This is a genomic window from Neptuniibacter sp. QD37_11 (genome assembly GCF_047778105.1).
Lineage (GTDB): Bacteria > Pseudomonadota > Gammaproteobacteria > Pseudomonadales > Balneatricaceae > Neptuniibacter.
Genome location: NZ_CP180552.1, coordinates 1,300,886 through 1,313,284, shown reverse-complemented (window position 1 = coordinate 1,313,284; position 12,399 = coordinate 1,300,886). Strand labels below are relative to the sequence as shown.

Sequence of the window (12,399 nt, the reverse complement as noted above, 5' to 3'; positions counted from 1 at the left end):
CCGAGGGCTTTGCCTTTTGGCCTCTGTCGACTGGCCCTCGGTTTTTTTAAATAGACAGTTATGGCCTCTGCCATAGCAGGAGGATCCTCATGACCTTATGCAAAGATCATATTGGTGGTCTGGTATTTCTCAGTTTGTCTGTAGCTTACGGCTACTATGCAACTCAGATCCCTTTACTGCCTGGTGATGAATTCGAACCGTTCCATGCACAAACAATTCCTAATGCTTTGGCAATAGTAGGTGGCGTACTGTCCATCTTACTGCTGGCTACAACCAAATCTAGCAATGACCAAAAGTTAGTTCTTAAAGGGTATGACTTCCCATTAGTAATCAAGCTATTACTGCTCGTTGTACTTTTTGCATTAGCACTTGAATGGCTAGGCTTCTTAATTTCTACCATTTTCTTTTTAGTCGGTGGTTACTGGCTATTAGGCGAAAGAAGACCCAAGACCCTATTTATTGCATCAGTGCCTTTTGCCATTTTTCTATGGTTTGCACTGACACAACTACTCGACATTTATCTGGCTCCAGGTAAAGCGTTAACTGTAATTTTTGGAGGCTGATCCCATGTTAGACGGAATTATTACCGGGCTTACCACAGCGGTGATGCCTTTTAACCTATTGATGGTCGTTGTTGGCTGCTTTGCAGGCACGTTTATCGGGATGTTACCAGGCTTAGGTCCTATTTCAGCCGTAGCCCTAATGATCCCAATCACTTACGGACTAGACCCCTCTTCTGGGATTATTTTGATGGCCGGTGTTTATTACGGTGCAGTCTTTGGTGGTTCAACTTCATCGATTTTAATCAATGCTCCGGGCTGTGCGAGCACAGTTGTAACCTCTTTTGACGGTTACCCACTGGCTCAACAAAAACAAGCAGGTAAAGCACTAGCCCTAGCTGCATACTCATCATTTACAGGCGGCACTATCGGTGCACTGGTACTGCTATTTGCAGCACCTGCATTAGCCTCAGTTTCGTTGAGTTTCCAATCGAGCGATTACTTTGCCCTGATGATTCTTGGTTTAACGGCGGTAGCAGCATTCTCTGGTAAAGGCCAAGTTATCAAAGCGCTAATCATGACCGTATTAGGCCTAATGATCGCGACTGTAGGTACAGATGTTACATCTGGCACAACCCGATTTACCTTTGGCAGCGTCGACTTGATCGATGGTATAAGCTTCTTACTTTTAGCTATGGCAACCTTTGCTTTAACCGAGGTAGTTATGACTGTGCTTAAAGGTCAGCATAACGAGAAAGAAGCACCTATGGATATGAGCCAACTAGGCAGCATGAAGCTAAGCAAAGAAGAAGTTAAGCACGTTGCCCCAACCGTTGGCCGCTCTTCCTTTTTTGGTTTCCTAATTGGGATCCTTCCAGGTGCAGGTGCAACCATCGCGTCATTCCTTGCTTATGGTCTGGAACGCAACCTTGCTTCAGCCAAAGAGAAACTAAAATTTGGCAAGGGCGCGTTACGTGGCTTGGCAGCACCGGAATCTGCAAACAATGCAGCATCTACGGGCTCATTCGTACCACTTCTGACGCTAGGTATTCCTGGTTCAGGTACAACAGCAATTATGCTGGGTGCATTAATTGCTTACGGCATTCAGCCGGGCCCTCGTTTATTTCTAGATAATCCGGATGTGTTCTGGTCTGTCATCATTTCGATGTATTTTGGCAACTTGGTACTGCTGATTCTTAATCTGCCGTTGATTCCATACATCTCCCGACTACTAGTTATTCCTAGACCAATCTTAATCCCATTGATCCTTTTCTTCTCGATCACTGGTGTTTATCTCGTGAGCTTTAATAGCTTTGATATTCACATGATGGCGATCATTACGGTCATAGCCATATTCCTAAAACTGCTTGAGTTTCCGATGGCCCCTATGCTGCTTGGTTTCATCTTAGGCGGTTTGATGGAAAACAACTTAAGCCGTGCTTTAACCATCTCTGACGGCAGCTTCGCTTTCCTTTGGGAGCGACCACTGACACTGAGCATCGTCATTGCAGCAATCGTTATTTTAGTCCTTCCCCCAATCATCGAAGCTTGGAGAAAGAGAACTAATTCCAGCAAGAACCCGGGTTGCGAAGCTGCGATCTCTGAGGGTGAAGGCTAGCCCTAGCCAAAATTCAATATCAGCAGGAATTTACAAGTCAGGCTGTAAATTCCTGCGATCCAATCTCAATCAACTTCAACTAATCCAAAGGAGGACTAGCGGATAGCTGTGCCTGCAATCCCCAAACTGAATGCCATTTTTGCAGCACGGTTTTGACATTTTAAAACTCTAAGTCGGCTATTGAGCACTTAGGATTTCACAACTGATGTCCCAGTTGTCCCGAGTCAAATAGTCACTGACTGAATTACAAAGCTTCCCTCTGAGCTCGATACAAATCTGAGCAAGAGGTTCTAAAAAATACAAAAGAGGCAAACATGAAAAAACTAGCTTTATCTGTAGCTATTACCGCAACACTCGCTACCAGCACATCCATGGCAGCAACAATTTACAGCGCTGACGGCTTAACTTATAAGCTTAAAGGCGATTGGCAGCTTCAATTACGTGACGACTACAAAAAAGCCAATGATTTTGACGTAGAGTTTGATGATTTAGAGCTGAAGAATACAATTATTTACGATCTAGGTAACGATCTTAAAGCCTTCGGTCAACTTGATTTTTCCTTCAACGGTTCGGCTGATGATTCCAGTGCAAGCGATAGCAAATTGGAAGAAGCTTACCTAGGCCTTCAATACAGCAATTTGAAGTTAAAAGTGGGTAAAACAAATACGGCCGGTGACGAATTTGGTGTGGAAGCGGCTTATGAAACAATCCTTGATGAAGATCAGTTTGATGTAGTTAAAAGCTCAGGCGACGATCTTATCCGCCTAGAAGCAAGCTTTGATAATGCCACTGTAGTTGTATCACATGAAATAGCATCAGACGGCAATGCCAGCGAAGATGGTGAAGCAACAGATCTATTTGTTAGCACTAAACTTTCTCAACTCTCTCTAGCAGCAGCCTACCAAACTCATCAGGCTAGCGGTTCGACCTATTCAGATGATACTTGGGGTGTTAGTGCCAAATTCGATGCTGGTTTTGCAACTTTTGGAACGGATTTCAGTTCGACTGACTATGGCAACCCAGCGACAGCTGATGCTGATATCAGTAACTTAGTCGCTATTTTCCAGCCTCTAGAAACAACACGAGTAGCGCTAGGTTACGTAAATGTAGATTCTGATGCAGACAACCAAGATGCAAGCTCTTGGTACACCAACGTGACTTATAAATTCCCGTCACAGAAGAACGTATCAGTCTTCGCCGAAGTTGCTAAAGCAAGTTTTGACGATGCTAGCGTTGATTCTGAAATCGACGTTCTTGCAGGCATGCAAATCAAGTTCTAATTGCTAAACGGTGGCTCAATAGGTCCTCCCCTTCAAGCCTATTGAGCCATTCTTACCTTCTGGAGAACCTCATGAAAAAACTAGCTTTGTTGGTGACACTGATTTCAGCACCTCATGTAATGGCAGATAACCAGTTAATATTGGGTGAAGGCATTAAAGTTCACGCGATCAACGGCAGCGAAAGTGTATCCTCTTTTTTTTCCAACGATCGATCTTTAAACCTACCTGATGGGAATAACCAACTTCTTGTTTCCTACACAGCAGAGATAAAGAATGGCAGCGATTATGAGCTAGAGCAAAGCCATCCAAGCGTACTTTTATTTAGCTCAGAGAAACAAACCCTCACACTTAAAACACCTGAGATCAAAAACACAAGACAGCTAGAGCATTTCAACCGCGAGCTTAACTGGCAACTCAAAAACGACAAAAATCCAATTCAATTTAAAGCAGAACTTCTACCACTAAAGGGATTCCGTTTAGGGATAGATTTTGAGAGAGAGCTAGCTGATTTCAATAGATCAAACAGCAATGCTACCCAGCAGGTTTCAGTCATTGAAACACCCACTGTTTTAAAAGGAGATAAAGTGACTGATGAACAAATGAAGCTAATTTTGTTGAAAAGCTTATATCAACAAGCCTCTTCTGAAACTCAAGAGGCCTTTAAAAGCTTTATCCAATAATTGCGGGAAGGTTTTTGTCTCTCAGCACGATTTATTTTGAAAAACAGCTTGACAAAAACCATCCAAAACAAATTTTAACGCACTGAAAAATAAAGACTTTTCAACCTGTATTATTTTCACGCAATTTGTTAAATAGCCAAGTTTTACGGGGCCTATAGCAACTTAACCATAAAAAACTAACAAAGTTATCCACAGAAGCTGTTTATAACTTACTTAGCGAAATAGATTACTCTTTAACTGATTCGAGCGTATTAACGAGATCTTGGAAAGCCTCCCTATTTGCTTCATTAAGATCCATAAGAATACGGTGCGCAGCAATAATTCTCTCCTGCATTTCAGCAACAGATTCCTGCACAAGCGGCAATTCTTTAAGATCTTCAACGCAAGGTGGGAGTTCTTCTAGCAGAACAAAAATATGATCAAACCCCATGGTATACAGGATTCGAGTTATATCTGAGTTTGTTGAGACAAGAGCAGGCTTATCCATTCCTGCATGATCAGCCTTAATAGCTAATTTCGCAATCAACCCTAGGGAAGTACTATCAATCCCTTCTGCTTGCGTCAGATCGATCAAAACCTCACTCACAGAAGGATCAGCTAAAGATTGTTCTAAATGGCAATCCAGAGTAGTACACAAGGTAAGACGAACATCTCCAACGAATTTGAGGACAAATCGCCCCTCAACCAAGGCTGAATATATTAAACCTTCTTGCATGATTACTGCCTGCAAATCGTCATAATTGCGATATCATCCGGAGCCGCATCAATAGTACTAGCAAGTAAAGCATCTCGAATGCTGTTCGGCCCCCCACCTTTAGTACCAGAAACCGCATCAATAAGGCGCTGTTCTTTAGCTTCCATATTCGACTCTTCCAATACTTCAAAGATACCGTCAGAGAACAATGTAATTTCAAACTCAGCATGCAGCTGCAATGTTCTCTCATCATATAGAGGCTCATGAAAGAGACCTACAGGCATCCCTCTCCCCTCAAGGAAGCGACAGCCATCCCGATCATGCAATATTGGCATAGGATGATGTCCACCTACAGCGTAACTTAAGCTAGCGTCAGCTTCATTGTATAAACCGATAAACATGCTCAAATGCTTACCTAACCCTGTATCAAGCAACTCTACGTTGATTCGATGGAGCACATCTTTTGGCGATAAAATGTCAAAACTCGATTGCCGCCTATAGTTTCTCAGAAGCCGATTAGTCATATTCTTGAGCAAAACAGTTACAAGTGCAGAAGAAGCCCCATGACCTGAAACATCGGCTAAGTAAAAGAGGGTCAATTTGTCATCGACCTTAACAGCATCAACGAAATCACCACTTAAATATAACGACGGGATTAATAGATATTGAGCTCGAACCGCCCCTAACTGAACATCAGTGGCAGGCAACATGTTTTTTTGTATCTGATGAGCCGCCTGCTGATCTGCTTTAAGCTCAGCCAAACTTTTCTCTAATTCTTCCCGATAATGAAGATTTTGCTCAATCAATTCCGCCTGGTTAAGCAAGGATTTAATGGCTAGTGAGAACGCTGGACCTTGATCAAGGATTTCAGACTGTAAGAATACATTGCTAGCTCCCTTCCTCAGCGCTGCCATCACCTGATTCACCTCACTATCAGGTAATAACGCAAGGATTGGTTTCGGGGCTTGTGACGTAGCTAAATGCTGAAGATCAACCAGCTTTAAACGCTCATTCACACCCACAATCACCAAAGAGAAACTGTGCTCTTCTAATAATTCTAATGCGTAATCACTACTAAAAGCTGTAGAAATTTTTACAGGCGGAAGGTCTAGCTGATTACAGGCGTCGACGATCGAATCAATTGCTTCTGCAACATGATCGACCAATAGAATGGTTTGGTATGCTTGCCTCATATATCAGGCCTTGCAAATTAGTCTAGAGTCCATGAGAAACCACGTTAAATCCAGTTGACTTAACTTGCAATAGATTTTTAGTCACAGATATCACGACTTACAAAAAAGCCCCAATTATATCTGAATAATTGAGGCTTTCATCCACACTAAACTTCTATATTAGAAATTGTTATCGTCGTAGTTTTCAGTATCACCGTCAGCAATATCGAAAGCACGCTTTTGCAAGTAAGCATCACGGATAAAGATATATTTATCACCAGAGATCAACTTTTCACTTTCTAATAGCTGTGCACGCGTATCAATAACACGAGTTACGTAAAGCGCATTACGCGCACCATTATCATCTAGGTGATAAACAGGATCTACTAGAGTATCTGGGAATTTACCTACGCCATCACGAACAGTCATTGGACCGAAGAAAGGAACAACAAGGTAAGGACCGCTATTAACACCCCAGTAACCTAATGTTTGACCAAAGTCTTCATCGTGCTTTTCAATACCCATTGGTGTAGCAACATCGATAAGGCCTGCTAAACCAAAGGTAGAATTAAATGCTACTCGAGCAAAATCTTGGGTCGCATTATCGAACTTACCTTGGAGCAGGTTATTAAAGAATGTACCTACATCAGCAAGGTTTTCAAAAAAGTTATTAACACCCGTTTCAGCTACATCAGGCATCACCGCCTTATAACCTTTTGTTACTGGCTTTAGGGCGTAAGTATCTAGACCGTCATTGAAACTAAACATGGCTCGGTTAAAACCTTCCCAAGGGTCTACATTGACCTCTTCCGCCATAACAGGCTGCGTCAATGCTAAAGAAACAGCACCTGCCGCTAACAAACTGCGAAATTTGGTTTTCATTCAGGATCCTTTCACTTTACCCAATAAATAAGAGGGTATTCTAGCTGAGAAACATCCAGAATAAAAATAGGAAAAAGGCTTAATTATGAGAAGGTTAGTCTAATTAAATTCAAAAACGAAAAAAGGCTTCCCGAAGGAAGCCTTTTTCTGTATTTCCGTAAGGAAATGTCGACTTAGAAGTCTACACGGTAACCTAGTACTGCGCGATCTGGGTTAGCAGTATCGTCAGAATCGTTGTCAACGTATTCAGCGAATACACGACCTTTACCTAGTTTCTGCTGAACACCGATGCCCCACTGATCGAAATCAGAGTTAGCTACATCGTCTTCGTAATCAGCGTAACGACCGTATACAGAAGTAGCACCCATTGTGTAACGAGCAGCTAGTTCCCAAACACGCTCATCAGAGTTTTCTGTAGAACCTGTTTCAGTTTCTTTATCTTCGTATTTAGCCATTAGCTGAAGAGCGTCTAGCTTGTACTGTGCAGCAAGACCCCAAACATCAGTTTGCTGTTCAGCACCTGGAGTGTTTGCAGTTTCGATAGTGCCGTAAGAAGCAGAAACTGTGAAGTTGTTTGCAGAGTAAGTACCTGCAAGGTTAACTGCATCAACAGTCTCATCTACAGAATCGTTGCTGTCATTACCATCAGTTGCTAGAACAACACCACCGATGAACTGGAAGCCGTTCATTTTTGGAGTGTAGTAAGCGATAGTGTTTTCAGTACGCTTCATGAAGTGAGCAGTTTTACCAAGAGCAGAGTTACCTAGGTTGAAACGCTCACCGTAACCACCGTCACCTGGGTTAAAGATGTTAGTTGGACCGCTGATTAGTAGGTAGTGTGGGTGGTACTGCTTACCGATAAGCAATTTACCCCAATCGCCCTGAGCACCGATGTAGTGCAGACGAGAACCTAGAGCAGTAGTCTGGTCAGTAACTGTAGCGTTGTTAGCCTGAGCTTCCCAGTGGAATAGACCTTTAGTGCCGTCTAGACCTAGATCGATATCACCTTTGATACCGAAACGAGAAGACTGATCGTCAACACCAGTGTCGCCGTTGTCTACTTTTTGTAGACCGATACGGAAAGAACCGTATAGAGTAGCGTCAGCCTGTGCGATCATTGGTGCAGTCATAGCGCCAGCAACAGCTAGAGCGATAAGTGACTTTTTCATCAACATTTCCCCTTCAATAATATTCAACATACTAGTAGTGAATTTTTTAATTTTTCTAGCATAACGCATTTAACACGCTATTACGCTATGAAAATACTATAAAAAAAATATATTTCAAATAAATGAAACACATTTTTCTTCTAAATTTTGTCTCGGCAGCACTACAAAAAACTTTAACTTCTGCCCTATCTTTCTCCTGCTTTAGTACCTATAACGGGGAATTAACTCCATTTAACAAGGCCTTAGCAGGTTCTTAGAAATAAATTTCGGGCATTACAACACACCGAAAAGGCTTCTGCAACCTTTGCGAGAGCATTTATTTAGCTGTTAACACCCAACAAAAGTATTACTCCCTAAATTTATTGATCTACATCAACTGGCCACTTTCGCCCACTGCTGCTTAAGGCGTTTCTCAGACACTGTTATAACGGTACCCAACTGTTGAGCAAACAGTGAGACTCTGAGCTCTTCAATCATCCAGCGGTAGTTTGCCAATTCCTGATCATAAATACCTTGCGAACAGTGTTTTTCATATCGCTTTTGATACTGTTCAATACACTGCTGCAATTGATCGCTATGAAGGCACTCCTGCCTTAGATTACGCCTAAATTTCTCAAGCCGAATTTCAATTCCCTTCAAATACCTTGGATATTGTTTCAGCACATGAGTCGATTCCTGCTTTAAAAAACCCTTGTACATTAACTGTGATAGCTGGTGTTTAACATCATTTAAAACCGGTACCTCATTTAACTGCACCTTACCTTTAAGCTGCTTCTGAATACGGTTATAGGTTTGACAAAGCTCGAGAACATTCCCTAACAGTTTTTCCCCTGCCGGTATAATTTCGCTTTTGCACTTTAAGACAACTTGCTCAAATTCTGTTTGACCTCTTATAACACCATGCTCGGGCAATATAATCGAAGCACAGGCCTGCCAAATAATCTCTTGTTCTAATTGAGCTGGCGTATATAGACCACCGCTTAATAATACACTTTGAGTTATTTGATCCTTCTTCAGTGCCTTCTTAAGATTACGAACCTGCTCCTTCATCGAAAGAAGAGCCAAACGCGTTACCCCTAATCGACTAACTTGGACAGATTCATCTTTATGAGATTTTAAGCATAATGTTACAGATTCACCTGCATCTTCTAATACAGGGTAAGCCTCTACCTCAACACCAGCATATTTGTTGATTTTGCAGCTTTCTTCTAGCGCCCCAAAATCCCATTCAGTTATACCTTCGCGTCCCCATTCACTATCAGATTTCTCTGTTAGCCTTTCATTTATTTGTGATGCGAATTGATCATTTAAAACATCCCAGCGTCGTGACTCACCTAGCAACCGCCCTTTTTCATCCACTAGCCTAATATTCATAGTCAGATGATCAAGAAGCGCACTCTGCCTTAGATCAGATTCCTGTATTCTAATCCCGGTCATACGAAGCAACTGATGAGCAAAAACTTCGTATAAATTGCCCACCCCGAATTCAACTGCGTTTATAAATGCTTCAACATAATTTGGTACTGGCACAAAGTGCTTACGCTGCTGTTTAGGTAAGCCTTTTAATATTGCAGAACACTTTTCTTCAAGCATCCCTGGCACCAGCCATTCCATCTGCTGTAATGGGATCGCATTCAATAATGGTAAGGGAACCTGAAGTGTCACACCATCATCTTTCGCACCTGGCGAGAAGTTATAGAATAACTTCAACTTTGCTGCGTCCCATCTGAAAAAGTCGGGATAAGCGGCTACAGACACATGATCAGCGGATCGTTGCAGAATATCCTCTTCTTGCATATGCAAAGCATCAGAGGCTTCTTCCTCGACGGCCTTACGCCACTTTTCAAAAGCGGCGCCATTAACGATATGTTCACCCTTTAGTGATTGCAGACGAAGTCGATAAAACTCATAAAGTTGCTCTTCATCGACAAGCAGATCCTTTCTTCGAGATTTTGCTTCTAACTTTTCAATACCCCTTAACAAAGCACGATTTTTCTTGATAAAAGCTGCTTGGGAATTGAACTCTCCTTCCACCAACGCCTGCCTGATAAAGATTTCGTGAGCGATGAGCGGATCTATTTTCCCGTAACTTACTTTACGCTTAGGTACAATAATTAAGCCATACAGCGTAATCTGCTCGGTCGCAACGACCTCTGACCGCTTTTTCTCCCAATGAGGCTCGCTATAGTTTCGTTTAATTAGATTCGGCGCTAATTTTTCTGCCCAAGATGGATCAATGCGAGCAATACAACGAGCATATAACTGACTGGTCTCGACTAATTCGGCAGCAATAATCCATTTCGGGGCTTTCTTATATACAACGGAACCTGGGAATAATAGAAAACGTCGATTACGCGCCCCAAGGTACTCTTTATTCTCTTGTTTGAAGCCCATATGGCTTAACAAGCCAGCCAAAAGGGAACGATGAATAGCTTCGTAAGATGCTTCTTGCTCCCTTTCAACAAACTTCTCATCTTGTTGTTTCAGCTCTTTACATATCAGATGCAATTGACGGTGAGTATCACGCCATTCTCGCATACGCATATAAGACAGAAATTGTTTAGCACAGTATTTACGTAATTGATTTTGACTTAACTCTTGCCTTTGCTCTTCATAGTGATCCCATAAATTCACAAAGGATAAAAAGTCAGATTCTTCGTGGGCATACTGGCGATGCTTCTCATCACTTGCTTGACGTTTATCTTGAGGCCTTTCGCGTGGATCTTGAATGCATAAAGCACTCACGATAATAAGAACTTCACGCAAGCACTTGTTTCTCGCTGCTTCTATTACCATCCGCCCTAAACGCGGATCGATAGGTAGTTTCGATAACTGCCAACCTACACGCGTAATATTACGTTTAGTGTCTACCGCTCCTAGCTCTTGAAGCAGTTTAAAGCCATCATTTATAAATCGATTATCTGGCGCATCAACAAAAGGAAATTCTGATATATCACCAAGCTTAAGAGACAGCATCTGAAGAATAACTGCTGCAAGATTGGTTCTACGGATCTCTGCATCCGTAAACTCCGGCCGAGCATTAAAATCTTCTTCAGAATATAAACGTATACAAGTACCTTCAGAGATACGCCCGCAACGACCCGCACGCTGATTAGCACTCGCTTGAGAGACAGCTTCAATGGGAAGCCTTTGAACCTTGGATCTGTAACTATATCGGCTGATCCTAGCCAAGCCAGTATCAACCACATACTTGATACCGGGCACAGTTAGGGAAGTTTCAGCAACGTTGGTAGATAAAATTAATCGAGTTGCTGCAGCCTTACCTGAGCGTTGGAACACCCTGTTTTGCTCAGCTAGAGAAAGTCGCGCATATAGCGGAAGCACTTCCGTATGCTTTAATTCAGCTCGCCTAAGAACCTCAGCTGTTTCACGTATTTCACGCTCACCGGGTAAAAAGATTAACACATCACCTTGCGGCCCTTTACCCTGCTTACGTTCAGTGTCTAAAAGCTCTTCAACTGCAGCAAGAACTCCCTGTTGAAGATCTAGGGCTTTTTCATCTTCAGCCTCAAATTCATGTAACGGACGATATAAAACTTCTACGGGGTAAGTTCGCCCCGATACTTCAATAATAGGTGCATTATTAAAATGCTTAGAGAAGCGTTCTAAATCGATTGTTGCAGAGGTAATGATGACCTTAAGATCGGGACGCTTAGGAAGAATACGTTTTATATAGCCAAGTAGGAAATCGATATTCAAGCTGCGCTCATGCGCTTCATCGATAATTAGAACTTCATACTGTTCAAGGAAACGGTCATGACGGGTTTCACCAAGTAAAATACCATCAGTCATCAACTTGATTTGAGTATTTTCACCCACCTGATCATGGAACCGAACTTGATAGCCTACTCGTTCACCTAAAGGGGTATGCAATTCTTCAGCTATACGGCTTGCTACCGTGCGCGCAGCCAAACGACGAGGCTGAGTATGACCAATCAAACCCTTACAGCCCAATCCGAGATCTAGACAAATTTTGGGCAATTGGGTCGTTTTACCTGAGCCAGTTTCACCTGCTAAAACAACTACTTGATTTTCTTCAATAGCTTTACTGATCTCCTCCCGGCGGCTACTAATGGGAAGATCGGGGTAAGAGATATCTCGATTCAGTTGTTTTCGATTCTCAACCCATTCACACGAAGCTACAAGATCATCGACCAATTTAGTAGCACTTTCCTGATCATCATTTTTAAGCCTTTCAATACGGCGTTTAAAACGAAAACGATCCGATAGTCGACAGCTTTCTAATAGAGACTTGAGCTGTTTTTTACTTTGATTCAAGTGCTTTGCCTTACCCTATATTTTTAATGATGTAATTCTATAACAGATAGTTCTTTAGAACACCTTTATCGATTTTTATTGCTCTGACTCAGGAATCAGCTAACT

At 42.3% G+C, this 12,399-nt stretch carries 9 protein-coding genes; 4 read left to right on the top strand and 5 right to left on the bottom strand.

All coding sequences use genetic code 11. The features are described 5' to 3' along the window. Window positions 1-89: 89 nt before the first annotated feature. The 4 genes from ACMXYT_RS05835 (at window position 90) to ACMXYT_RS05820 (ending at window position 4,078) form a co-directional block, all read left to right on the top strand. Window positions 90-563, top strand: coding sequence for a tripartite tricarboxylate transporter TctB family protein (locus tag ACMXYT_RS05835; protein WP_415900686.1), 474 nt, complete (start codon window positions 90-92; stop codon window positions 561-563). Window positions 564-567: 4 nt separating this feature from the next. Then, window positions 568-2,118, top strand: a complete 1,551-nt coding sequence (locus ACMXYT_RS05830; RefSeq protein ID WP_415900685.1) for a tripartite tricarboxylate transporter permease — start codon at window positions 568-570, stop codon at window positions 2,116-2,118. A gap of 314 nt (window positions 2,119-2,432) precedes the next feature. Then, window positions 2,433-3,398: a porin gene (locus ACMXYT_RS05825; RefSeq protein ID WP_415900684.1), complete on the top strand. Its 966-nt coding sequence runs from the start codon at window positions 2,433-2,435 to the stop codon at window positions 3,396-3,398. A 71-nt stretch (window positions 3,399-3,469) separates the two neighbouring features. After that, complete coding sequence (locus ACMXYT_RS05820; protein WP_415900683.1) at window positions 3,470-4,078, top strand: DUF2057 family protein; 609 nt, start codon at window positions 3,470-3,472, stop codon at window positions 4,076-4,078. Window positions 4,079-4,304: 226 nt separating this feature from the next. Here the strand turns inward: ACMXYT_RS05820 and ACMXYT_RS05815 are convergent, their stop codons facing one another. The 5 genes from ACMXYT_RS05815 to hrpA all read right to left on the bottom strand — a co-directional run bounded on the left by ACMXYT_RS05815 (window position 4,305) and on the right by hrpA (window position 12,294). After that, on the bottom strand, window positions 4,305-4,793 hold the full coding sequence (locus ACMXYT_RS05815; protein WP_415881679.1) for an STAS domain-containing protein: 489 nt from the start codon (window positions 4,791-4,793) through the stop codon (window positions 4,305-4,307). Window positions 4,794-4,795: 2 nt separating this feature from the next. Continuing rightward, window positions 4,796-5,965 (bottom strand): PP2C family protein-serine/threonine phosphatase, encoded by a 1,170-nt coding sequence (locus tag ACMXYT_RS05810; RefSeq protein ID WP_415900682.1) that lies wholly within the window; start codon window positions 5,963-5,965, stop codon window positions 4,796-4,798. Between the two features lie 159 nt (window positions 5,966-6,124). Continuing rightward, entirely contained in the window at window positions 6,125-6,826 is a 702-nt protein-coding gene (locus tag ACMXYT_RS05805; protein ID WP_415893923.1) for a VacJ family lipoprotein, read from the bottom strand. Between the two features lie 173 nt (window positions 6,827-6,999). Continuing rightward, complete coding sequence (locus tag ACMXYT_RS05800) at window positions 7,000-7,995, bottom strand: porin (protein WP_415900681.1); 996 nt, start codon at window positions 7,993-7,995, stop codon at window positions 7,000-7,002. 372 nt (window positions 7,996-8,367) lie between these two features. Further along, window positions 8,368-12,294: an ATP-dependent RNA helicase HrpA gene (gene hrpA, locus ACMXYT_RS05795; protein ID WP_415900680.1), complete on the bottom strand. Its 3,927-nt coding sequence runs from the start codon at window positions 12,292-12,294 to the stop codon at window positions 8,368-8,370. Between the last annotated feature and the right edge of the window lie 105 nt (window positions 12,295-12,399).